Consider the following 22933-nt stretch of genomic DNA (forward strand, 5'->3'; position numbering starts at 1 on the left):
CCTCACACTTTTGCGACCAGCGGACGACCCAGCAGTCCCTGCGGACGGAAGATTAAAATCATTACCAGCAGCGAAAACGAGAACACATCTTTGTAGTCAGAGTTAACCAGCCCCGCAAACTGCGCTTCCGCTACCCCAAGCAACAGTCCACCGAGCATGGCACCGGGTAGAGAACCGATACCGCCCAGTACTGCCGCCGTAAAGGCTTTGATACCAATGATGAATCCCGCATAAAAATCAAACGTGCCGTAGTTCATGGTCACCAGCACGCCCGCCAGTCCGGCCATGGCTGCGCCGATGACAAACACCAGCGAAATCACGCGATCAGTGTTAATGCCGAGAATGGATGCCATGCGCCGATCCTGCTGAACGGCCCGGCAGATGCGGCCAAGTTTGGTGTACTGAATGATCCAGGTGAGCAGCGCCATGCCACAGAAAGCGGCAATCAGAATAAAGACTTTGGTCCAGGTGATTTGCACGATGCCACCATCCACTTCCATGCGCAGCACCCCCGTCAGCAGCGTCGGAATGCCCTGCTGGTTGGGACCCTGGCTGAGTTGCACGTAGTTTTGCAGAATCAGTGACATACCGATGGCGGAAATTAGCGGTGCAAGGCGCGTGGAGTTACGCAGGGGTCGATAAGCAATACGCTCGATGGCCCAGCCATAAGCCGCAGTGACAATAATGGTGAACAGCAAGGTGCCGAAAATCAGTAATGGAAAGGAGTGAATACCAAAGAAACTCAGTAACGCTAAGCCTATCGCGCATAAATAGGCGGAGATCATATACACCTCGCCGTGCGCGAAGTTGATCATGCCGATAATGCCGTAAACCATGGTGTAACCGATGGCGATCAACCCATACACCGCGCCCAGCGTCAGGCCGTTAATCAGCTGCTGTAAGAAAAAGGCGTCCATAAATCCATCCCGCGCGTAAAGGGAGCGCACACCTCGCGCCCAATGGCGAAAGGCCCCGCGATGCGGGGCCGCGTATCGAATTACAGTTGGTGATATTTACCTTTGTCATCCCACTGATAAACCACATAATCCGAGACTTTCAGATCGCCTTTGCCATCCCAGGCTTTTTTACCCATTACGGTATCGACGCTGTTGGCTTTTAACCAGTCACTGGCTTTGGCGTTGTCTTTACCCGCCGCTTTGTAAGCCGCCGCAATAGCCTGCACAGAGGCGTAAGCGTACAGGGTGTAACCTTCCGGTTCGAAGCCACTGGCGCGGAACTTCTCAATCACCGCTTTGCCATCCGGAATGGTGCGCGGGTCATTACCGAAGGTCATATAAACCCCTTTGGTGTATTGAGGGCCACCAGCCGCTGTCACCATCTCTTGCGTCACGATGCAGTCTCCGGAGAAGAAGGCGGCATTCACACCCTGCTCACGCATTTGACGCACCAGCGGACCGGCTTCAGGATGACAACCACCGAAATAGACCACGTCGGGTTTCGCCGCGCCAATCTTGGTGACCAGCGCATTGAAGTCTTTCTCACCGCGTGAAAGCCCTTCATACAGCACCTCTTTCACGCCACGTTTTTCCAGCGCAGCTTTGGTGGCATCGGCCAGTCCCTGACCGTAAGTGTCTTTGTCATGGATTACCGCCACCTTTTTCGCTTTCAGTTTGTCAATAATGAAGTCCGCCGCAATCGCGCCTTGCTGATCGTCACGGCCACACATGCGGAACATGGTTTTCATGCCGCGCTCGGTGATTTGCGGGTTGGTGGAGCCGGGGGTGATCGCCAACACGCCCGCTTCGTCATACACCTCTGACGCGGGCATGGTGGAGGAGGAACAGAAGTGACCCACCACCGCCATCACTTTGTCCTGATCGACGAGTCGGTTTGCTACTGATACTGCTTGTTTGGGTTCGCAGGCATCATCGCCCTGCACCAGCACAATTTTTTCGCCGTTAATACCGCCAGCGGCATTGATATCATCGGCAGCCTGACTAGCGCCCTTCCAGTATTGCGCCCCGTAGGTCGCATTTGGACCAGAGAACGGGCCTGCCACACCAATCTTGATATCCGCCTGAGCGTAAAATGCCATGCTCAGACAACCTGCAAGTACCACCTTCACTGGGTGTTTCATGAATTTCAAAGACATGCTTTCAATCCTCAACGGGTCAGGAACGGAGCCATACCACGGCCTGGGAGAAATCAATTTCTGAAACTTTTGCAGCACTGTATGCAGCCGATAGGGCCACGATTTAGGATCAAGCAAGAAACTCGCCAAAGAAGACGGTCGGTGGCAGCTTTTTGCAGTGGCATCGCGCCAGGGCAGACGAGGCGCGAGGTGACATCCCTGCTAATCATAAACATAGCCAGAGTTAAGCCGCATACCAGCACCGTGATGGTGCAGAATGCGGTCGATCACAGATTATTCATCGTGCCGGAGTGTTTATCCGCTATGCTCTGGTCAAATCGGTCCACGTTTCCTGAAGGAGAATCTATGAATACGCAACGGAACGGATTGAGTAGCCAGCAGGCACTGGATGAGCTGGAGCGCCTGTATGACAGTGCGGTGGAAGCACTGCGTAATGCGATTCGCGATTTCACGACAACCGGCACGCTGCCGGATGAAGATGCGCGACAGAAAGGTCTGTTTGTTTATCCGGAACTGCGCATCACCTGGCTGGGTGAAGGCCCACAGCAAAACCGCACTCGTGCATGGGGACGTTTTACCCACACCGGCAGTTACAGCACCACCATTACCCGCCCGGCACTGTTGCGTCACTACCTGAGTGAGCAATTACAGATGCTGGAGAAAGAGTACGACGTCCTGGTTGAAGTGGTGCCTTCACAGCAGGAGATTCCGTACCCGTACGTGATTGACGGCCTGACACTGGATCGCTCGATGAGCGCCAGCATTGCGCGCCATTTCCCTACCACCGAACTGTCGCAGATTGGCGATGAAACCGCAGATGGCCTGTTCCATGCGAATGCCATTTTCCCGCTGTCACACTTCGATGCACTGCGCACTGATTTCTCACTGGCGCGTTTACGCCACTACACCGGCACAGCCGTCGAGCATTTCCAGCCGTTTGTGCTGTTTACCAACTACACGCGCTATGTCGATGAGTTTGTGCGTTGGGCGATTGAGCAGGTGCAGGATCCTTCCACACCCTATGACAGCCTTGCCTGTGCTGGCGATGTGGTGATCACCGCTGACACCCAGGATCCCACGGCAATGATGTCTGATCTGGCCTGGAAGAAGCACCAGATGCCGGCCTGGCACCTGACATCACCGAATCGCCGTGGCATCACCCTTGTGAACATTGGTGTGGGTCCGTCCAATGCCAAAACCATCTGCGATCATCTGGCAGTGATTCGCCCACACGCCTGGCTGATGATTGGTCACTGCGGCGGCCTGCGTGAAAGCCAGACCATCGGTGATTACGTGCTGGCGCATGCATATTTGCGTGACGATCATGTACTGGATAGTGTGCTGCCGCCGGACATTCCTATTCCTAGCATTGCTGAAGTGCAGCGCGCGCTATATGACGCCACCAAAGCCGTGAGCGGCATGCCGGGAGAAGAGGTGAAACAGCGTCTGCGCACCGGTACGGTAGTGACCACAGATGACCGTAACTGGGAGTTGCGTTACTCCGCTTCTGCACTGCGCTTTAACCTGAGTCGCGCGGTGGCAGTTGATATGGAGAGTGCCACGATTGCCGCGCAAGGCTATCGCTTCCGTGTACCTTACGGCACCTTACTGTGCGTCTCGGATAAGCCACTGCACGGCGAGATTAAATTGCCGGGCCAGGCGAATCGTTTCTATGAGGGGGCTATTTCTGAGCACCTGCAGATTGGCATTTGCGCGGTAGAACTGCTGCGTGCTGAGGGCGATAAGTTGCATTCAAGGAAGTTGCGCACCTTTAATGAACCCCCTTTCAGGTAAAGGTTTAACTCCGGTCCCATTGGGGCCGGAGTTACATGGGATTTCAGTTCAAACTTTAACCAATAGGTCTTTCACAAACCAGGCCAGCACAGCCAGAATAGCGGGCACCATAATGGACCAGGTGAGTCGGTCATTCAACTTTTCAAATTTCACATTGAGCTTTTCAAACCTCTCATCGATCCTGACAAACTTCTTCTCAAATTTTTCATCCATGCGTTCAAACTTCACATCGATGCGTTGTTCCATTTTGTCCAGCTTATCGTCGATGCGCACTTCTAACTTTTCCAGTTTATCGTCAAAGTGAAGCGCCATTTTTCCCAATTTATCATCGAAATGCAGCGCCATTTTCCCCAGTTTATCGTCGAAACTCAGCGCCATTCCCCCCAGCTTATCGTCAAAGTGCAGCGCCATCTTTTCGAACTTACCATCGGTACGCTTCTCCGACTGTCCCATTTCTCCCAGCAGTTCGGTACGCAGCGTGCCGATATCGGCCTTGGTCGCGAAATTCTCGGATCGCGCGGTCAGGACGGCAACATCCTGTTGAATTTGATGCGTAGTTTTTTCCAGTAACCCGACTCGTTGAGTTAACTCTTCCATTTTTGAATCTCCGATATTCCTGACGACATAGATTAGTGGTGGAAGAAACGGGGCAGTACGCATGGCGTATTCCATTACAAACCTCCAGAGAGTCCCGGCTATCTCTTCACCTTGCAGCGTAGTGAAACAGATTCGAGCCGCTTAAACATTCCACGAACCCGCCATTCGCGGCAAAAAAGTTCAGGCAGGCATCAATACGTCGCGCAGGTTAAAACTGGCAGAGAAATAACAAAAGCAGTCACAGTGAGGGATTGCGATAGATGGCACATAAAATATTGGTGGGGATGAAACAGAAAACACGGAAGCCCGATCGGGCTTCCGGAAACCAAAACTTAAGCGCTCAGCCAGCCCAGTTTGATGACGAACAGAATCGAGAGAATCACAAGTGCAGCATTGATCTCTTTCGTACGGCCACTCAGCAGTTTTACCACGGTCCAGGTAATGAAACCGAAGGCGATACCGTTGGCGATGGAGTAAGTCAAAGGCATGGTCAGCGCGGTGACGGTCACTGGCGCAGCCGTGGTGATGTCTTTCCAGTCAATTTCGGCCAAACCAGAGGCCATCAACACCGCCACAAACAGTAATGCCGGTGCGGTGGCGTAAACCGGGACGCTACCCGCCAGCGGCGAGAAGAACAGGCTCAGCAGGAAAAGCACAGCGACGACAATCGCTGTCAAACCAGTACGACCACCAGCACTGACACCCGCAGCCGATTCAACATAGCTGGTGGTCGTTGAGGTACCCAACAGTGAACCAAACAGCGCAGCCGCACTGTCAGCGATTAACGCACGGCCCATTTTCGGCACATTGCCCTGCTCATCCGCCAGACCCGCACGCTTGGTCACGCCCAGCAGCGTACCGGTGTTATCGAACACATCCACAAACAGGAAGGCGAAGATAACGCTCACCAGACCCACGTTAAACGCACCGGCGATATCCAGTTGCATAAAGGTGGGTGCAATAGAAGGGGGTGCTGAGAACACGCCACCAAATGGCGTCAGACCAATGCCCATCGAGATAAAGGTCACGACCAGAATGCCGATCAACACTGCGCCGGTCACGCGACGCGCTTCCAATGCCACAATGATGAAGAAGCCTAACAGTGCCAGCAGCGGACCCGGTTTGGTCAGATCGCCCAGGCCAACGAGTGTTGCCGGGTTATCCACCACAATGCCCGCGCCTTCCAGCGCAATCAGTGCCAGGAACAAGCCGATACCGGCAGCGATACCCGCGCGCAGAGGCAGTGGAATACTGGCAATAATCCACTCACGAATTTTGAAAATTGACAGCGCAAAGAAGATCACCGCTGACAGGAACACCGCGCCGAGTGCGATCTGCCAGGTGTAGCCCATGTGCAGCACAACGGTATAAGTGAAGAAAGCATTGAGCCCCATGCCCGGTGCCAGCGCGATGGGATAGTTGGCGATCAGCCCCATCAGCACACAGCCAATTGCCGCCGCTAAGCAGGTCGCCACAAAGACCGCACCTTTATCCATGCCGGTCGCACCGAGAATGCTCGGGTTAACAAACAGAATGTAGGCCATGGCCAGGAAGGTAGTGATACCCGCAATGATTTCGGTGCGCACGGTGGTGTTGTGCGCTTTAAGTTTGAAGAGTTTTTCTAACATCATCATCTCTCATGAGCGGAGACGGCACGGGTGCACGTTCTCTCTTGCCAATGTGGTTAACAAACTAATTATTGTATTGATGAAAGCGACACACGCTGGACCCAAGGCAGACACACCTTCCGCTTTCCCCTGTCCACATAGCAATAGCTATGCCATCACCGTACGCAATCGTTTACGTTTCAAAATGCGGTTACGGTTAGGATAATTCTGAACCCGAACTGGGCGCGATTATGGTGCATTGCACCATGGCTGCGCAATCGTTTTCCCTACTACTGCCTTCCAGAGGAAAAAGATTGCGGCAACGCACGCTTTCGCACACTGCTCAGCGATGGCGCTCACGTTTCTGCAGCACAGGACAGCAGCTCAAAAACATCGGGTTACACTGCTTTTAACCCTTTCGCAACATAAGAGACAGCGCAATGAAGCCCGCGATTTTGGTCGTTGATGATGATCGTGCCGTGTGTGAATTGCTGCACGATGTTTTGAGTGAACATGTGTTTACCGTCTACAGCTGCCATCAGGGCAAAGATGCCCTTGCGCTGCTCAGCCTACATCCCGAGATCTCCCTGGTGATGCTGGACATGATGCTACCGGACACCAACGGCTTACTGGTGCTGCAACAGATGCAGCGGCAGCGGCCGGACCTGTTGGTCATCATGCTGACCGGGATGGGGTCGGAAGCAGATATGGTGGTGGGATTAGAGATGGGTGCGGATGATTACATCGCCAAACCCTTTAATTCTCGGGTGGTTGTCGCGCGCGCGCGTGCAGCACTGCGCCGCTGTGGACGTCTGACACAAGCTGATGCACAGCAGGATGAAGGATGGCAATTCAATGGCTGGCGGCTGGATGATGCGCGTTGTCAGTTGTTTAATCCTCAGCGCGAAAGTGTCGCCCTCACTCAAGGCGAATATACCCTGTTGCGCGCCCTGGTGGGTCACGCACGCAAAGTGCTGACGCGCGATCAACTGCTGGAACTGACTCACAATGAGAGTCTTGAGGTGTTCGACCGCACCATAGACGTGCTCATCATGCGACTGCGGCGGAAAATCGAAGCCAATCCACACCAACCCAGCCTTATCCGCACCATCCGTGGCCTCGGTTACGTATTTTCCGCTGATGTATTGCGTCCGGCTTCAGCCGCGCGTGAAACACAGATTGCCTGATTCATCCAGCGCTGCATCTCGGCCAATGGCCGCGTGCCGTCCAGCGCATTTGCTGCATGCAAATTGAAACAAGCGCAGGTATGTGCCAGCTTCAATGTCTCCAGCAGAGGCCAACCTTCATGACTGGCATATAACACCCCAGCACAAAACGCATCTCCCGCTCCAACGCTGCCCACAATCTCCTCTGGTTTCAGGCACCACGCCGGCTGCCACCCTCCTTCACCCCTGCTCTCTTGTCCCCAGGCACCTTCAGGGGCATGGATCACCACGCGTTGGCGCACGCCCTGTTCCAGTAGCCAGGCGGCGGCCTCGGCAAACGCGCTGGGTGCTGCCAGCCCCGAAGCGCTGCGCAGCGTCACGCCAGTGAGTGACTGCGCCTCCAGTTCATTAATCACCAGATAGTCGAGCCAGCGTAACGCCGGCACCACCAACGGGCGATACTCCCCGGTTCGCGACACCAAATCCAGCGAAGTGAGGTAACCCCGTTGCTGCATTTGTGCCAGCAGATGCGCGCTGCGCGTACCAAAAATCTCATCAGGCTGGTCGAGACTATCCAGCAACAACAAATAGCCGAGATGAAATATACGATGTGAAGTGACAACTTCAGCAAAATGGGGCAAATCCAGTTCGGCATTGGCGCCGCGGGCATGGAAAAACGTGCGTTGACCATCGGGCGTGGTCATCACTTGTGTCATCGCCGTGCTAACATTGCGCGTGCGTTGTACAAACTGACGATCAATCTGATGATCGTCCAGCAACTGCACGATGTAATCACCGTCACTGTCCCCGCCCACCATGCCGACACCGGCCAGCGGCAAATTGACCTGCATGCGCGCCAGGGTGAACAACACATTCAGTGCAGCGCCTCCGCTGCACTTCTCACTGTGGGTGATCTCCGCTAACCAGCCTTGTTCTGGCCAATGCGTGATACGTTGCACATGATCCACCAGCATACTGCCCGCACCGAGAATACCGTTGCGTTGCACCATGTCAGGCCCTCCCGGCGCTGCCAAACACCTGCATCTGCTGCGCCACCACATTGGCAATATCGTGTTCTACCGCCATCAGCAGTTCAGCAAACGAGTCGTAGCGCGCATCACGCTGAGTAATTTGCTTTTCTATCGCGCCTAGTGCGGCTTGTGACATGCCGGTATAGAAATTGATTTTATGAATGCCCAAACTGATGGCGTGGCGGAAATCGGCATCACTGATCCCTGAACCGCCATGCAGCACCAAAGGAATGCCTGTCGCCGAGCGAATTGCCGCCAGACGGTCAAAGTCGAGCTTCGGCTCACCTTTGTATTTGCCGTGCGCGTTGCCAATCGCTACGGCCAGACAATCGATCCCGGTTGACTGGACAAACTCCGCCGCCAAAGCAGGATCGGTGAATTTGTTGCTGTCGGCCTCACCAAACAGCGCCCCACCCTCATCGCCGCCCACCGCGCCCAATTCCGCTTCAACCGATACGCCAATGGCGTGGCACATCTTCACCACTTCACGGGTCTGGCGCACATTCTCCTCATAGCTGAGGGTGGAGCCATCAAACATCACCGAAGTAAATCCGAGGCGAATCGCCTGCATTACCGCCTCAAAATGCAAACCATGGTCAAGATTGAGCACCACCGGGATATCATGCAGCGCCGCTTCTGTGCGAATCGCCGCAATCAGATGCTCGAGGCTGACATACTTAAAATGCACTTCCGCGATGTTGATGATAAAAGGCGACCGTTGTTGCTCAGCCGCCTGGAACAGCGCACGCAAAAAATGGGTGTCCAGTACGTTAAATGCGCCGAGCGCGTATTGATGTTGCTGCGCGTGGGCCAGGCCTTGCGCCAGTGAAATCAGTGACATCGTGAACTCCTTTATGCCAGCCAGCGGTGATATTCGTTGCACAACAGCCAGCGCGGATCTTCATCCTCATCAATCGGATTAAAGCGCGCCAGCGGTGTGAGAAAGAGGTTGTCATGCTCGTCATCGTTGGGCATCGAGACTTCGCCAACCAGCACATCGCCATAGCCCTCTTCGCCCCAGAAACTGTGCCAGATACCAGGCAGCAAGGTGACGCTCTCGCCAGGAGAGAGACGCAGTTGCGATCCCGCCGCGTGAGTCTGGCGGATGCCATCCAACGTGACGTTAACCGGTGAGTCATCAAGCCGGTCGCCCGCGCGGTTATGCAAAGTCACGATCAGATTTCCGCCGCCGCGGTTGATGATGTCTTCCATCTTTTGTGGATGGTAGTGCATCGGCGTCACCTGCCCTTCCCGCACGTGCATGATTTTTTCAGCGTAAGGTTTTCCCCACGGCTGACCGCCGCGCGACCCGTTGCGCAGAGTAAACAGGGTTAAGCCAGTCTGAGAGAAATCATCAGCACCAAAACTGGTGACATCCCAGCCCAGATGCAGCGCCAGCAGCTCTTCGGCGCGGTGTTTATCTAGCGCACGCCACTGGCTGAGACCGTAATCTGCCCAGGGCGGCAGGTGCACATCCTGACGCATAAAGAATTCGCGGGTGAGTTGCAGAATGGCGTTCACTTCGGATCGATGCATAACTCCGCTCCCAATGTGGGCGGCCCAGAGACCGCCTCAAGAAATCAACGTTATTTCACCGTCCAGCCTTTGTAGCTGCTTACAGTATTGCGATCGATCATCGTGACCGGAATCAGCACCGGTTTGTCAGGTGCGGGTTTGCCCTGCAGGATGTCGTAGCCAATCTCCACCGCTTTGGCTGCCATCACCTGCGGGTCTTGCGCTGGGGTGGCGACAAACAGCGAGCCTTTACGTTTCAGGGCTTCTTCGCCGTCTGGCGAACCATCGACGCCGACAATAAAGAACTCACTGCGCTGGGCTTGCTTGGCAGCCAAATCGGCACCAATCGCCGTTGGGTCGTTAATCGCAAACACCGCATCGATCTTCGGATTGGCAGACAGCAGTCCGGTCATCACTTCCAGGCCACCATCGCGACTGCCCTTGGCGTTCTGGTTATAGGAGAGCAATTTGATATCGGGATGAGTTTTCAGCTCGTTCATACAGCCTTCAACCCGGTTTTGCACCGCTGACACCGGCGGTCCGTTGATGATCACCACGTTGCCTTTATCTTTCAGGCGATCAGAGATGTATTTACAGGCCATCGCACCTGCCTGGGTGTTATCGGAGGTAATGGTGGCATTGGCACCGTCAGCCGCCACGTCGACCGCCACCACCACGATGCCTGCATCACGCGCACGTTTCACCGCGGGAGCGATGCCTTTGGAATCGGCGGCATTGAGGATGATCATGTCCACTTTGGCGGCGATAAAGTTATCAATCTGCGCCACCTGCTGACCAAGATCGTAACCGCTGGAGACCAGCGTCACATTGACCTTATCCCCCGCCAGTTCACGCGCCTTCAGCTCAGCACCTTTGGTGATCTGCACGAAGAACGGGTTGGCGAGATCGCCGACGGTAACACCAATGGATTTGAGTTCTTTTGCCTGCACCAGTGGCGCACTCAATAACGTCGCCGCCAGCAGTCCGGTCAGAATCGGATTAAAACGCATAGTCGATGTTCTCCTGCTTTTTTGATTATGTTGGCGATCCAGCAGATCGCCGTTGTGTGACAGCCTGTTGCAAATACACCCTTAACCCACGTGATGACGTGTGCGGTACTTATCGATGAGTACGGCAATGATGATCACAGCGCCCTTAATGACCAACTGCCAGAAGTAAGAAACGCCCATCAGCGTCATGCCGTTGTTCAGCGTGGCGATTATCAGCGCACCAATTAGCGTGCCGGTAATGGTGCCGATGCCGCCGACAAAACTGGTGCCGCCCAGAATCACCGCGGCGATTGCATCTAACTCGTACCCCACACCCAGGTTGCCGTTGGCGCTGTAGAGGCGTGAGGCGCTCATCAATCCGCCTAATCCCGACAACATGCCGCTCATGGCATAGACAAACACCAGCACCATGCCGACCTTGATCCCGGTGAGGCGCGCCGCCTGCACGTTGCCGCCCACCGCGTAGATGTGAACCCCCAGGGTGGTACGGCGCAGAATGAACCAGCACAGCGCGATGACGGCAAAGGCAATAATGATCAGCCAGGGGATCGGCCCGAGATAACCGTTGCCTATCCACTCGAAATTGATGTCAGAGTTGATGACGGTAGTGCCATTCGCCAGCAAATACGCCGCTCCGCGCAAGGCGGTATAGGTGCCGAGCGTCACGATAAAGGGCGGCAAACCTGCCCCCGCCACCAACAGGCCGTTGAATAGCCCCATGATAAGACCCGCCCCAAGCGCCGCGGGAATGGTCAGTCCCGCAAAGGCCGGATCCAGCGACACCACCATCGCCACGACCGCCGTGGTGCCCAGCATCGAGCCCACTGACAGATCGATCCCGCCGGTGAGGATCACAAAGGTCATCCCCGCCGCCAGCACGATATTGATCGAAGCCTGACGGGTAATATTCAGCAGGTTAGCTTCGGTAAAGAAGTTCGGCGCAACAAAACCAAATACCGCCACAATCAGGATCAAAATCGGCAAAATCCCTACCGTTTGCAGCAGGTCGCTCATCAAGGCGCGTTTAAGCGTTGGACTTTTTACGCGAGCAGTTTCACTGGTCATTGTGGTCTCCTCAGGCCTGTACCGGCTGTGCGCCGGTGGCCAGTGTCATAATGTTTTCCTGGCTAATCTCTGCGCCGCTCAGCTCTCCGGCAATACTGCCCTCACGCATCACATACACGCGGTCACTCATCCCGACCACCTCCGGCAGTTCGCTGGAGATCATCAAAATCGCCACGCCCTGTTGCGCCATCTGGTTCATCATGCGGTAGATTTCACTCTTGGCGCCGACGTCCACGCCGCGTGTGGGCTCATCCAGCAGCAGAATGCGCGGTGCAATCGCTACCCAGCGTGAGATCAGCAGTTTCTGTTGATTACCGCCCGATAGCCCCCCGGCCCGTACCTGGGCGTGCGGCACACGAATGTTGAGTGATTCGATGGCATCACCGGCAATCTTTTGCCCTTTACGCCGATTAAGCAGGCCGTAGCTGGCATCGCGTTCCAGCGTCGCCATCACGATGTTTTCCTGTGCGGCCAGTTCCAGGAACAGCCCCTGCTCTTTACGGTTCTCGGTGAGGAAGCCAATACCACGTGTGATGGCATCTCGCGGCGAATGAATTTTGACTTTCTCGCCATCGATCCAGATTTCGCCTCCCTTGGGTTGATGCACGCCAAAAATCAGCTGCGCCAGCTCACTGCGTCCGGCACCGACCAATCCCGCCAATCCGACAATCTCCCCGGCACGCACCGAGAGACTACTGGGATGGACTTTGCGGTTATCGGTCAGGTGATTGACAGCGAGACGGACCTCGCCGAAGGGAATGTTGCGGTCTTTATTGAACAGATCGCTCAGCGGACGGCCAACCATCATACGCACCAGTTCACTGGCATTAAGCTGATCGCGCGTCAGGCTGCCAACATACTGCCCATCACGCAGCACGCTGACGCGATCCGAAAGCTCATACACTTCGGCCATGCGATGGCTGATGTAAATGATCGCCATGCCTTCGCTGCGCAGGCGTTTAATCAGCGCAAACAGCTGTTCGGTTTCGCGATTGGAGAGTGCTGCCGTGGGTTCATCCATCACCAGAATGCGGCTGTTGCGGTGCAGCGCGCGGGCAATCTCCACCTGCTGCTGCTCAGCGATACTGAGTTTGCTCACCAGATCGTTGGCACTGAATTGGGCACCCAGGCGATTAATCACCTGCTGTGCCTCTTCTGCCATCTGCCGCCGTTTCACCAGCCCACCGCGCGTGATCTCGCTGCCGAGGAAGATGTTCTCTGCCACGGTCAGATTGGGCGCCAGATTGATTTCCTGATAAATCAGCGTGATGCCCGCGGCCAGTGCCTCTTTTGGGCCTTTGATGGCGTAGGGTTTACCGTCGATAAGAATTTCCCCGCTGCTGGCGGTATACGCACCGGCCAGAATCTTCATCAGCGTACTTTTCCCGGCACCGTTTTCGCCCATCAGCGCGTGGACTTCACCTGGCCACACGGTCAGATCCACGCCCTTCAACGCGTAGAAACTGCCAAAGCGTCGGGTGATTTCGCGCATTTCTAATATCGGTGTCGCCGCCATCGCCAGGCTCCTGCTGTCTGAAGTTGTCGCCGAGTGTTGCAACGCCAGATAAATGGAAAATGTCAGCGGCCATTCATATTTGTCATATTGCGCCCCGGTCACGCTTTTATACTCGCCGGGAGTTGAGAGGTAAGGAGTGGCCGCAATGAGTCAGAGTCTGCATTGGCACGCTGGCGCGCGGGGTCGCCTGCTGCTGTTTAACCTGTTAGTGGTGAGCGTCACGCTGGCGGTGAGCCTGGTGGCTATTTTTGGATTTCGCCACGCCGGTCACATTCAGGAGCAGGCACAGGCGCAAACCCTGGCGGATATGAACGGCAGCCTGGCGCTGGCGAGGGATACAGCCCACGTGGCCACCGCCGCCGTACGATTGGCGCAGGTGGTGGGTGCGCTGGAGTATCAAAGCGAGTCGGCTCGTCTGCAGCAGACGCAGCAAGCCTTGCAGCAGTCCTTATCTCTGCTGGCGAACGCGCCATTGGCCGCACAGCAACCCGCGCTGCTGGCGCGCATTCGAGAACGCAGCCAGATGCTGGAACAGAGCATCAATCAGCTGCTTAGGGTTGGCCATCAACGCCATTTACAACGCAACGTGATGCTGAGTGGCTTGTGGCAGGCACAACTGTTGCTGAATCGCATTGATGTGCTTGCCATCGACGGCGCTTTTCTGCCGCTGCGCCAGCAAACGGATGCCCTGTTAAAGGTGGCAATCCAATCCACTGCGCCACAAGCCGCTGAACAGCAATTACAGCAGGTGCTGCCCATTTGGTCCGCCCTACCGTTACAGGATGCGCTGGCGATGCAGCGTGACCGATTGGTCGACACCACGCGCAGCTTACAACCCATCGCTGATCAGCTTGAGCAGAGCGATATTGCCATTGCCTACGCGACCTATCGCATCAAAGCGCTGGTGGCGATGCTGAATGGTGACATCACCCATTATGTGCAACTGGTGGCGCAGCAGAGCGATGCGCGCAGTACCGCCACGCATCAGGAGCTGGATTCCATCATCGGGTTTATTGGCCTGTTTATGCTGCTGGCACTGCTGATCACCGGTTATGCAGGTTACTACATCTATCGCAATCTCGGTTCGAGCCTGACCGCTATCGCCCACGCCATGACGCGTCTGGCACAGGGCGAGAAGAGCGTTAATGTGCCGGGTTTAGCCAGGCGCGATGAGCTAGGGGATCTGGCTCGCGCTTTTAACGTGTTTGCACGCAATACAGCTTCACTGGCCCACACTTCACGTCTGTTAAAAGAGAAAAGCAATCAGCTGGAATCCACTTTCCTCGCGATGCGCGATGGCTTTGCGCTGTTCGATAACAGTGGGCAACTGGTGGTGTGGAACGCGCAGTACGCCGAGTTACTCGGCATTCCGGCACGCGATCTGCATCGTGGCCTGCATTATCAGCGTCTGCTAGAACGGATGGATGTGCAGCTCACCAGCCTGCAGGATGCGCAAGAAGTTCGCCTGCCCGACGGCCGCACGCTGGAACTGCGCTTTAGCCCGGTGCCACGCCGTGGCATGGTCAATACCGTGCTGGAGCGCACCACGCGTAAGGCGCTGGAAGAAGCGCTGCTGCACAGCCAAAAAATGAAAGCGGTGGGCCAACTCACCGGCGGCATCGCTCATGACTTCAACAACCTGCTGGCCGTGATTATTGGCAGTCTGGCGCTTACCGTGGGCGAGCTCCCCTCTGGTTCGCTGGCCAGTCGCATTGAGCGTGCGCGGCTGGCGGCCGACCGCGCGGCACAGCTAACCCAACGCTTACTCGCCTTCTCACGTAAACAGGCGCTGTATCCACGTGCAGTATCGGTGGTTGAACTGGTCGATAACCTGCACTCACTGTTGCAGCACTCACTGCTGCCCGGCCAGCATCTGGTGGTTGATGCACAGCGGCCCGGCTGGCCCGCGTGGATCGATGCCGGGCAACTGGAAAATGCGCTGATGAATCTGGTGGTCAATGCACGCGATGCCATGGAGAAACAGAGCGGAGAAATTCGCCTGCGCATCTGGAATCAGCGAATGCAGGAAGCGGATGGTAAACGCGATCGCGTGACCATTGAAGTTATCGATCACGGCTGCGGCATGTCAGCCGAGGTACGTGAACAGGTGTTTGAGCCATTTTTTACCACCAAAGAGACCGGCAGCGGCAGCGGACTGGGGTTGTCGATGGTATATGGATTTGTGCGTCAATCCGGCGGGCAAATCGAGGTGGAAACCGCCCCCGGCCAGGGCACCACCGTGCGCCTGTTACTGCCGCGCGCACCGGAAGCGGTCCAGCCCGCGCCGACTCTTCCCGAGTTTACGCCGGGTGCCAGCAGTGACCGGCTGGTGTTGGTGCTGGATGATGAACCCGCCGTCAGGCAGACATTGTGTGAGCATCTGCATCAACTCGGCTACCTCACTTTAGAGTGTGGCGATGGCGAATCCGCACTCACGCTGCTGCGGCAGACGCCAGATATTGAGTTGTTGATCAGTGATTTGATGTTACCCGGCGCGTTAAACGGGGCGGATGTGATTCGCCAGGCACAGCAGCAGTGGCCAGAACTGGCCACCCTGCTGATCAGCGGTCAGGATTTGCGCCAGAGCCAGGTCACTTTGCCACTGTGTGAACGGCTGGCAAAACCCTGGCAACAGGCACAGTTAGCGCAGGCGCTGGAGCGCGCCTGGCAACGCAGTGAACGGCTTAATCGCGCACGGCAGGCTGCCACAGCGGCAACGGTTTCCCCGTGATGTAGCGCTTACGCAGTTTGCTGGAGATGACATCCATGATCATCACCACGCCAACCAACAAGATGGTCAGGAACATCACCACATCCCAGTTCCACAGGCGCATGTTCTCGGCATAAACCAGACCGACACCCCCTGCGCCAACGAAGCCGAGTACCGCCGCCGAACGGGTATTGGATTCAATCTGGTACAGGCTCAATGCCAGGAAGGTCGGGAAGGATTGGGTAAAGATGCCAAAGCGATGTTTTTGCAGACTATTGGCCCCCACCGCACTTAAACCCCGGCTCGGCGAACGCTCAACCGCTTCATGCCCTTCGGAATACAGTTTGCCCAGTAAGCCCACGTCCTGTACCACAATCGCCAGCACACCCGCCAGTGGCCCCATGCCAACCGCACGCACAAAGATCAGCCCCCAGATGGCCATATCGACACCGCGCAGGATGTCGAGCAAACGGCGCACCACTAAGGAAATCGGACGGGCAATCGGATCGTGCATCACGTTGCGGGCGGCAAGGAAAGACACCGGCAGCGCAATAATGGAAGCGGTCAGCGTCCCGGCGAAGACAATCGCCAACGTGATGCCAATCTGGGAGAAGTAATAAGCAAACGGCCAGTTGATAAAATCCTGCCAGACAAACATGCGCAAGAAGTAACGGCCCAGCTGCTGGCAACCGATCAGGAACCGGCTCCACTCAATGCCGAAAAATTCAAAGAAGAACAGGTAATAGAGCACCACGACGAGGGCGACTAAAGCCACGCGGCGCAGATAACGGTTTTGTGCGGCGAACAGTGCAGGGTGTTCCTGCTTCAGCTTTGCCACATCCGGTGCTAATGCGATCATTTGATTTCCCCTTCCACCACGCGACGACGTAACCACCCGGATACCGTATCCAGCAGCGACACCACCACAATGATCAGCAGCAGCGTAATACTGACCTGATCGTAACGATCCAGTTTGATGTTGGTCATCAGCTCCTGACCGATACCGCCCGCCCCCACCAATCCAAGGATGGTAGAAGAACGGAAGTTCACTTCCAGACGCATAAAGCTGTAAGAGAGAAACGTTGGTTTCACCTGCGGCCAGAAGGCGAAGCGCATGCGCTGTAATTTGGTCGCTCCACATGCCGCGAGGCCGCGCACCGGTTTGTCTGAAGCGCTTTCAATCGATTCATAAAACAGTTTGGTCAGGCTGCCCACGGTGTGCAGCGCCAGTGCGAGGAAGCCGGGAATTGCCCCAATGCCAAACGCCATCACGAACATCACTGCCCACGCCAGTTCTGGCATGGTGCGCAGGAAAGCGACGAAAGCACGGATCGCGATGCGGACGCTGCGCGGCGTCTGGGTGTTATCAGCAGCGAAAAACGCCAGTATCCCAGCCACCATCACCGCCACAATGGTCGACGACAGTGCCAGCTGCAGGGTTTCCCAGATCAGCGGCAACTGGAAGTGCAGACGGTAGCCCCAGTAAGCCAGCGAGCCCTCGGTTTTCACGTCAGAGAACAGCACGGTCAGATGCAACACCGGCACGGTTTCGCCGATGTAATCAAAAAAGTGTGGCAGTGATTGCCAAACGGTAACCAGGTTAAATTCCGCCATCTTGCCCGCAGCGAGATAGAGCGCCACCAACAGCAGCGACCAGAGCACGGTGTCGCGCTTTTGCTGGCGACGAATGCGTTGGTAGTAGTGTTCGAAATCGGTCAAGGGGAATGTCCTGTGGTAGAGGATGGTGCAGATGTGAAAAGGGTCGCCATCAAGGGCGACCCTGCCGGTCAGACGCGAAATTAACCGCGTGAGCCTTTCATCAGATCACGTTTCATATCGATGATGTTCTGATAATCGGCAACGGTTGCCGGGCCGATGTGCTGAGCACCGCCCACCGCTTTAACAAAGCAGCTGTGGTCTTCTTTATCCAGCTTCTTGATCGCCGCCACCAGCTTCTGTTTGAAGTCAGCGGGCAAGTTGTTGCTCACCAGGATGGGGCCGTTCGGGATCAGCGGAGACTGCCAGATGATGCGGATTTTCTTCATCAGGTCAGGCTGGTCCATACGCATCATGCGGCCAAAGGCACCAGAGGTATAACCCTTGTCGTAATCGCCGATCATAGAGGTCCAGGTCACTGCGCCTTCGAACTGACCATTCAGCACACCCAGGATGTCCTGCTCATGGCCGCCAGAGAAGGTGACGCTGGAGAAGGTGTTGTTGTACTTGTCGTCAACTGTGCCACCGAACTCTTTCTTGAACGCCTGGTTTGGCATCAGGAAGCCAGAAGTTGAATCCGGATCGGCCATACCGAAAGATTTGCCTTTCAGGTCTTCCAGTTTTTTGTACGGGCTGTCCGCTTTCACGATCACGACTGAGTGGTAACCCTGTGAACCGTCTTTGTCATCCACCACGATGCCGACAACATCAACCGCTTTCGGGTTCTGCAGATAGACTGAAGCGTAAGATGCTGGAGACATGCTCAGCACCATATCAATTTTGTTACCCAGCAGGCCCTGAATCACGCCTGAGTAGTCAGACGAGTTGCGCATTTTGGTATCGACATTCAGCTCTTTGTCGAAGAAATCTTTCACGCACTGGTTATCACCGATCTGCTGAGTGGCGTTCTGTCCACCCAAAATCCCGAGGTTCAATTCTTTTGGTGCATCCGCTGCGTTAACGCCAAAAGTCATTGCAACAGTCAATAAAGCTAAAGAGGTCAGTTTCATTCGTGTTTTTTCTCTTGCCGTGGAAGTTAGTGGAGCTGGTTAATTTCGTCGCCGTACAGCTCATGCAGCAAGCCATCGGTCAACTGAGAAGGATGTCCGTCAAACAGCACTTTGCCGCGCTGAATGCCGATAACACGGGTGCAGTACTGCTTCACCAGTTCAATCGAGTGCAGGTTCACCATTACGCTGATGCCCTGCTCACTCACCTGGCGCAGCACATCCATGATGCGTTTGGTGTTTTTCGGGTCGAGAGACGCTACTGGCTCATCGGCCAGCAGGATGCGCGGGTTCTGCATCAGCGCACGGCAAATCGCCACGCGTTGCATCTGTCCACCTGACAGATTCTCCGCACGCTGCAGCGCCTGCGGCAGCATGTTCATCCACTGCAGCAGCTCAATGGCCTGCGCGCGGTCCGCTTCGGAGAACACTTTGAAGAAGGATTTCAGGGTTGAGGTCTGGCTCAGGCGTCCCAGCAGGACGTTGGTCAGCACATCAAGACGCGGCACCAGACAGAAGTCCTGGAAGATCATGCCGCATTCGCTGCGCCATTCGCGCATCTGGCGGCTGTTGAGCGTCACCACATCACGATCCGCTTCACCCTGACGATTGCTGAGAATCGCGCCCTGCGAAGCACTGATGGTGCCGTTCAGCATGTGTAACAGTGTCGATTTGCCTGCGCCTGAGCGACCAATCACGGCCACCAGCTCGCCCGCATGCAGATCGAAGCTGACGTTATCCAGTACGCGGTTTTCGCCGTACGCCTTGCACAGTCCCTGTACCGACAGCACCTTGTTGCCTTGCCCGGCGTGCGGAACATAAGGATTGTCGATAACGGTTTTCAGTAATGCCTGTGCCATGTTGCACTCCATCTCGCTGAGGTCTTGATTGCCCGTTATTACGGGCAAATCCGATGAAGTCTTGATGACAGTAAAATGATTAAACAGTGACAGCGTGTGAGGATCCGACCGTGATGGTCTGACCGTCGGTAGCCGCCAGCACATTGTCCGGTAAGCGATTATTGAGTAACCAACTGTCCATCTCATGGCTCAGGTGGATAAGCCAGGCCTGGCGCGGCGCCAGCTGTTCAATAATCTGCAATGCGCGCGTCACATCATTATGATTGCGTACGCTTTCTCGCGGCGGGTCATTGCAGTCAATCACCAGCTGATCCAGCGGTTGACCATCAAGAAAATCTGCAGTGTCCGGGGGTAATCCGCAGGTATCACACAGCCAGGCAAGCCGCGTACCGTGCCAGTCGAACAGGTAGCCATAAGTGAGTTTTGAGTGCTGTAACTGCAGCGGCGTGACCTGCAACGCCCCGAAACTGTGAGGCACAAAAGGCGTTAACGCAGAACGGAAATCCAGCAGGCCCGGATGCTTAAACAGGTCATCACAGCCCTTCTCATCCGGTGGCGCCCACACCGGGATCGGTTCACCCAATCCCCAACGCAGGCTAAAGAGTCCCGCTACATGATCCATATGAAAATGGGTCAGTAAAATGCGGCTCAGCTCGCCAGGGCGGAACCGCTGATGCAGATCGTGACGTCCGGCATCCAGCAAAATACGTTCGCTGCCGGTGTCAATCAGCGCACTGGTGGCAGCACGAGCGCGTCGTGGCTCAAGACGTGCACGTTCGCAAGCGTGGCAATCACAGCCAAACAGCGGCGCAGATTGCACGCCTCCAGTACCGAGAAAAGTGAGGTTCATGGCGGATGCTCCAGCAGTTGACGCATTGTGTCGAGCGTGTCGCTCAGTGCGCCATCGTTATTGAGCGGATGGCAGTGCGCAGGCAGCGGTTCTGCCGCACGCGCCAGCCGTTTACCGATTTCGGCTTCACTTTCACGTCCGCGCTGCCGTAAACGCATTTCCAGCACCGCCGGAGAGACTTGCAGCACCAGCGGCAACAGTTGTGCCCCGTAATGCTGCTCAACAATCGGCAAATGCAGACGTGAACCATTGACCAGCACATTTAAACCCCGCGCCAGCCAGTGATCGATCTCTTCTCCCAGACCGTAATACAGGCCGTGTGCCTGCCAGCTAATGGCAAACAATCCCAGTGTCTGACGCCGCCGAAACTCGGCCTCACTCAGCGCCACATGGTTTTCGCCCCCGGCATCGGCCGGACGCGTAATGTAGCGATGGGCAATCACCAGGTTATCCGGCGGCGCTTCGCGTAGCGCATTCAGCAGACTGTCTTTACCCGAGCCCGAAGGCCCGGTTAGCCAGATCAGGCGCGCCATCAGAACACCATCCTGCCCTGCGACCAGACGTGGCGAATGTGCGGATGACCATGTTCGGTATGCGCCAGCACCAGATCGGCTCGCATGCCTTCACCAATCACTCCGCGATCGTGCAAGCCAATAGCGCGAGCCGGATTACGTGTCACCAGCGCGGCGGCTTGTGGCAACGTCAGGCTGTTGCGCTCATCTGCCACTAAACGGAACACCGCGTCCAGCAGGCTCGCCGGGTAGTAGTCGGATGACAAAATATCCAGCAGGCCATGGCTGGCCAGCTCCCAGGCTGCCACGTTGCCGGAATGCGAGCCGCCACGTACGATATTCGGCGCGCCCATCAACACCTGCATACCGCATTCGCGCGAGGCGCGTGCGGCCTCCAGCGTGGTGGGGAACTCAGCAATGGTGCTGCCCACATCGTGTGATTCGGCAACGTGTGCCGCTGTGGCATCATCATGACTGGCAATCGGAATGCCGCGCGAACGGCACAGGCCGGAAATGGCGTTGCGGTTCGGGGTGGAGAATTCGGCGGCCAGCGCCAGTTGCTCACGCTCGAACTGATCCATCTGCTCATCATTCAGCGAATATTTGCCCTGATAATAGAGGCGATACATCTCCAGTGAAGCGTATTGACGCTGACCTGGCGAATGGTCCATCAGCGATACCAGCGACAGCTCCGGAGTGCTCATCAGCTTTTCGAACAGCGGCAATGTGGTGTTATGGGGCAGCTCGCAGCGCAGGTGCAGATGGTGATCGACCCGGTTAATCCCTTTGCGGTTACTGTCCTGAATCGCGTTGATCATCTTGCTCAGGTTCTCAATGCGATGACCGCCGTCGCGCACATCGCCGACACCAATGGCATCCAGCACCGTGGTAATACCGCTGGCGACCATCAGCGCATCGTGGCTACTCATCGCTGAGTGTGCCGGCCAGTCCACTTTCGGACGCGGCGTGAAGAACTTATCGAGGTTATCGGTGTGCAACTCGACCAGACCTGGCAGCAGGAAGGCGTTTTCGCCATCCAGTGCGCCCGCTAATTGGCTGGTACTGTCACTGAAACTGGCAATGCGACCCTCACGGATTTCCAGCGAACCGGTGACAACTTCATGTTCCAGCACCAAACGGACGTTATTGACGATCATGCTTCTGCTCCTGTTTTAACCGGCTGCATGACGTGCAGGCGATCGGCCACGCGTGCGCGCACCGCTTCGTCATGGAAAATACCCACAATGGCGGCACCACGGGTGCGCGCCTGTTCAATCAATTCCACCACCGCTGCGCTGTTGGCACTGTCGAGGGAAGCGGTAGGTTCATCCAGCAGCAGCACTGGATAGTCGGCGATAAAACCACGCGCGATGTTGACGCGCTGCTGTTCACCGCCGGAGAAGGTCGAGGGCGCGAGTGACCATAAACGCTCCGGCACATTCAGCCGTGTCAGCAGCTCTTTGGCACGTTTCTCACAGAAAGCACGCTCCACACCGCGCTCTAACAGCGGTTGCATCACAATCTCCAGCGTCGGGACGCGAGGGATCACCCGCAGGAACTGGCTGACCCAGCCAACGGTTTCGCGGCGAATCGCCAGTATCTGGCGCGCGGGAGCCTGCGCCATGTCGATCCACTCACCCTGATGTTGCAGCCAGATATGACCGCTGTTGGCCTGATAGTTGCCGTACAGCGCGCGCAGTAAGGTGGATTTTCCGCTGCCGGAGCGACCGTGCAGCACCACGCACTCACCGGCGCACACTTCAAGATTGGCATCCTGCAGCACCGGCAGCTCGGCGCTGCTCTGGTTGTGCAGCACAAAGGTTTTGCTGAGTTTCTCTACGCGCAATAAAGGTTGCATGTTGAT

21 protein-coding genes are annotated in these 22933 nt (G+C 56.1%); 3 read left to right on the top strand and 18 right to left on the bottom strand.

Annotation, left to right across the window (positions count from 1 at the left end):
* Positions 1–2: 2 nt before the first annotated feature.
* Positions 3–917: an ABC transporter permease subunit gene (locus AC1MDE_RS06990; protein ID WP_479402550.1), complete on the bottom strand. Its 915-nt coding sequence runs from the start codon at positions 915–917 to the stop codon at positions 3–5.
* Between the two features lie 80 nt (positions 918–997).
* On the bottom strand, positions 998–2056 hold the full coding sequence (locus tag AC1MDE_RS06995; RefSeq protein WP_167347104.1) for a branched-chain amino acid ABC transporter substrate-binding protein: 1059 nt from the start codon (positions 2054–2056) through the stop codon (positions 998–1000).
* 402 nt (positions 2057–2458) lie between these two features.
* On the opposite strand from AC1MDE_RS06995, the gene AC1MDE_RS07000 reads away from it, so the two are divergent.
* The gene (locus AC1MDE_RS07000; RefSeq protein WP_058959926.1) at positions 2459–3907 is read left to right on the top strand and encodes an AMP nucleosidase; all 1449 of its coding nucleotides are present in this window, start codon (positions 2459–2461) and stop codon (positions 3905–3907) included.
* Between the two features lie 48 nt (positions 3908–3955).
* On the opposite strand, the gene AC1MDE_RS07005 is transcribed toward AC1MDE_RS07000, so the two are convergent.
* Both AC1MDE_RS07005 and AC1MDE_RS07010 read right to left on the bottom strand, forming a co-directional pair.
* Positions 3956–4579, bottom strand: a complete 624-nt coding sequence (locus tag AC1MDE_RS07005; RefSeq protein ID WP_236699727.1) for a hypothetical protein — start codon at positions 4577–4579, stop codon at positions 3956–3958.
* A gap of 257 nt (positions 4580–4836) precedes the next feature.
* Positions 4837–6135, bottom strand: a complete 1299-nt coding sequence (locus AC1MDE_RS07010) for an NCS2 family permease (RefSeq protein WP_211728366.1) — start codon at positions 6133–6135, stop codon at positions 4837–4839.
* 416 nt (positions 6136–6551) lie between these two features.
* Between AC1MDE_RS07010 and AC1MDE_RS07015 the strand changes: the two genes are divergently transcribed.
* Complete coding sequence (locus AC1MDE_RS07015) at positions 6552–7298, top strand: response regulator (RefSeq protein WP_480344423.1); 747 nt, start codon at positions 6552–6554, stop codon at positions 7296–7298.
* Here AC1MDE_RS07015 and AC1MDE_RS07020 read toward each other — a convergent pair.
* From AC1MDE_RS07020 to AC1MDE_RS07045, 6 genes are all read right to left on the bottom strand, one after another.
* A complete protein-coding gene (locus AC1MDE_RS07020; RefSeq protein ID WP_058959929.1) occupies positions 7235–8287 on the bottom strand; it encodes a carbohydrate kinase family protein in 1053 nt (350 codons plus the stop codon). The genes AC1MDE_RS07015 and AC1MDE_RS07020 overlap by 64 nt on opposite strands.
* Position 8288: 1 nt before the next feature.
* A complete protein-coding gene (locus tag AC1MDE_RS07025) occupies positions 8289–9149 on the bottom strand; it encodes a ketose 1,6-bisphosphate aldolase (protein WP_479398868.1) in 861 nt (286 codons plus the stop codon).
* 11 nt (positions 9150–9160) lie between these two features.
* A complete protein-coding gene (locus AC1MDE_RS07030; RefSeq protein ID WP_058962097.1) occupies positions 9161–9844 on the bottom strand; it encodes a D-lyxose/D-mannose isomerase in 684 nt (227 codons plus the stop codon).
* A 50-nt stretch (positions 9845–9894) separates the two neighbouring features.
* On the bottom strand, positions 9895–10833 hold the full coding sequence (locus AC1MDE_RS07035; protein ID WP_058962098.1) for an ABC transporter substrate-binding protein: 939 nt from the start codon (positions 10831–10833) through the stop codon (positions 9895–9897).
* Positions 10834–10914: 81 nt separating this feature from the next.
* Positions 10915–11898: an ABC transporter permease subunit gene (locus AC1MDE_RS07040; RefSeq protein WP_058962099.1), complete on the bottom strand. Its 984-nt coding sequence runs from the start codon at positions 11896–11898 to the stop codon at positions 10915–10917.
* A 10-nt stretch (positions 11899–11908) separates the two neighbouring features.
* On the bottom strand, positions 11909–13414 hold the full coding sequence (locus AC1MDE_RS07045) for a sugar ABC transporter ATP-binding protein (protein WP_058962100.1): 1506 nt from the start codon (positions 13412–13414) through the stop codon (positions 11909–11911).
* A gap of 145 nt (positions 13415–13559) precedes the next feature.
* Between AC1MDE_RS07045 and AC1MDE_RS07050 the strand changes: the two genes are divergently transcribed.
* Positions 13560–16145, top strand: a complete 2586-nt coding sequence (locus AC1MDE_RS07050; protein WP_479398873.1) for an ATP-binding protein — start codon at positions 13560–13562, stop codon at positions 16143–16145.
* Here AC1MDE_RS07050 and phnE (AC1MDE_RS07055) read toward each other — a convergent pair.
* From phnE (AC1MDE_RS07055) to phnL, 8 genes are all read right to left on the bottom strand, one after another.
* Positions 16099–16983, bottom strand: coding sequence for a phosphonate ABC transporter, permease protein PhnE (gene phnE, locus AC1MDE_RS07055; RefSeq protein ID WP_480344424.1), 885 nt, complete (start codon positions 16981–16983; stop codon positions 16099–16101). The genes AC1MDE_RS07050 and phnE (AC1MDE_RS07055) overlap by 47 nt on opposite strands.
* On the bottom strand, positions 16980–17843 hold the full coding sequence (gene phnE / locus AC1MDE_RS07060; protein ID WP_480344425.1) for a phosphonate ABC transporter, permease protein PhnE: 864 nt from the start codon (positions 17841–17843) through the stop codon (positions 16980–16982). The genes phnE (AC1MDE_RS07055) and phnE (AC1MDE_RS07060) overlap by 4 nt, the downstream gene beginning before the upstream one ends.
* An 80-nt stretch (positions 17844–17923) precedes the next feature.
* Positions 17924–18850, bottom strand: a complete 927-nt coding sequence (gene phnD, locus AC1MDE_RS07065) for a phosphonate ABC transporter substrate-binding protein (RefSeq protein WP_034824564.1) — start codon at positions 18848–18850, stop codon at positions 17924–17926.
* Positions 18851–18876: 26 nt separating this feature from the next.
* Positions 18877–19707 carry a phosphonate ABC transporter ATP-binding protein gene (gene phnC, locus AC1MDE_RS07070; protein WP_034824566.1) on the bottom strand — a complete coding sequence of 277 codons (831 nt, stop codon included), beginning with the start codon at positions 19705–19707 and terminating at the stop codon, positions 18877–18879.
* Positions 19708–19786: 79 nt separating this feature from the next.
* Positions 19787–20557 carry a phosphonate metabolism protein PhnP gene (gene phnP, locus AC1MDE_RS07075; protein ID WP_480344426.1) on the bottom strand — a complete coding sequence of 257 codons (771 nt, stop codon included), beginning with the start codon at positions 20555–20557 and terminating at the stop codon, positions 19787–19789.
* Positions 20554–21090 carry a ribose 1,5-bisphosphokinase gene (phnN, locus tag AC1MDE_RS07080; protein ID WP_480344427.1) on the bottom strand — a complete coding sequence of 179 codons (537 nt, stop codon included), beginning with the start codon at positions 21088–21090 and terminating at the stop codon, positions 20554–20556. The genes phnP and phnN overlap by 4 nt, the downstream gene beginning before the upstream one ends.
* Positions 21090–22226: an alpha-D-ribose 1-methylphosphonate 5-triphosphate diphosphatase gene (phnM, locus tag AC1MDE_RS07085; RefSeq protein ID WP_058962104.1), complete on the bottom strand. Its 1137-nt coding sequence runs from the start codon at positions 22224–22226 to the stop codon at positions 21090–21092. The genes phnN and phnM overlap by 1 nt, the downstream gene beginning before the upstream one ends.
* Complete coding sequence (gene phnL, locus AC1MDE_RS07090; RefSeq protein ID WP_034824574.1) at positions 22223–22927, bottom strand: phosphonate C-P lyase system protein PhnL; 705 nt, start codon at positions 22925–22927, stop codon at positions 22223–22225. The genes phnM and phnL overlap by 4 nt, the downstream gene beginning before the upstream one ends.
* Between the last annotated feature and the right edge of the window lie 6 nt (positions 22928–22933).

It is taken from the genome of Pantoea folii, assembly GCF_056678875.1.

Bases quoted from the DNA above. Each gene is read 5' to 3' on its own strand.
- AC1MDE_RS06990 (WP_479402550.1), bottom strand. From the start codon at position 917: ATGGACGCCTTTTTCTTACAGCAGCTGATTAACGGCCTGACGCTGGGC.
- AC1MDE_RS06995 (WP_167347104.1), bottom strand. From the start codon at position 2,056: ATGGCATTTTACGCTCAGGCGGATATCAAGATTGGTGTGGCAGGCCCG.
- AC1MDE_RS07000 (WP_058959926.1), top strand. From the start codon at position 2,459: ATGAATACGCAACGGAACGGATTGAGTAGCCAGCAGGCACTGGATGAG.
- AC1MDE_RS07005 (WP_236699727.1), bottom strand. From the start codon at position 4,579: ATGGAATACGCCATGCGTACTGCCCCGTTTCTTCCACCACTAATCTAT.
- AC1MDE_RS07010 (WP_211728366.1), bottom strand. From the start codon at position 6,135: ATGATGTTAGAAAAACTCTTCAAACTTAAAGCGCACAACACCACCGTG.
- AC1MDE_RS07015 (WP_480344423.1), top strand. From the start codon at position 6,552: ATGAAGCCCGCGATTTTGGTCGTTGATGATGATCGTGCCGTGTGTGAA.
- AC1MDE_RS07020 (WP_058959929.1), bottom strand. From the start codon at position 8,287: ATGGTGCAACGCAACGGTATTCTCGGTGCGGGCAGTATGCTGGTGGAT.
- AC1MDE_RS07025 (WP_479398868.1), bottom strand. From the start codon at position 9,149: ATGTCACTGATTTCACTGGCGCAAGGCCTGGCCCACGCGCAGCAACAT.
- AC1MDE_RS07030 (WP_058962097.1), bottom strand. From the start codon at position 9,844: ATGCATCGATCCGAAGTGAACGCCATTCTGCAACTCACCCGCGAATTC.
- AC1MDE_RS07035 (WP_058962098.1), bottom strand. From the start codon at position 10,833: ATGCGTTTTAATCCGATTCTGACCGGACTGCTGGCGGCGACGTTATTG.
- AC1MDE_RS07040 (WP_058962099.1), bottom strand. From the start codon at position 11,898: ATGACCAGTGAAACTGCTCGCGTAAAAAGTCCAACGCTTAAACGCGCC.
- AC1MDE_RS07045 (WP_058962100.1), bottom strand. From the start codon at position 13,414: ATGGCGGCGACACCGATATTAGAAATGCGCGAAATCACCCGACGCTTT.
- AC1MDE_RS07050 (WP_479398873.1), top strand. From the start codon at position 13,560: ATGAGTCAGAGTCTGCATTGGCACGCTGGCGCGCGGGGTCGCCTGCTG.
- phnE (WP_480344424.1), bottom strand. From the start codon at position 16,983: ATGATCGCATTAGCACCGGATGTGGCAAAGCTGAAGCAGGAACACCCT.
- phnD (WP_034824564.1), bottom strand. From the start codon at position 18,850: ATGAAACTGACCTCTTTAGCTTTATTGACTGTTGCAATGACTTTTGGC.
- phnC (WP_034824566.1), bottom strand. From the start codon at position 19,707: ATGGCACAGGCATTACTGAAAACCGTTATCGACAATCCTTATGTTCCG.
- phnP (WP_480344426.1), bottom strand. From the start codon at position 20,557: ATGAACCTCACTTTTCTCGGTACTGGAGGCGTGCAATCTGCGCCGCTG.
- phnN (WP_480344427.1), bottom strand. From the start codon at position 21,090: ATGGCGCGCCTGATCTGGCTAACCGGGCCTTCGGGCTCGGGTAAAGAC.
- phnM (WP_058962104.1), bottom strand. From the start codon at position 22,226: ATGATCGTCAATAACGTCCGTTTGGTGCTGGAACATGAAGTTGTCACC.
- phnL (WP_034824574.1), bottom strand. From the start codon at position 22,927: ATGCAACCTTTATTGCGCGTAGAGAAACTCAGCAAAACCTTTGTGCTG.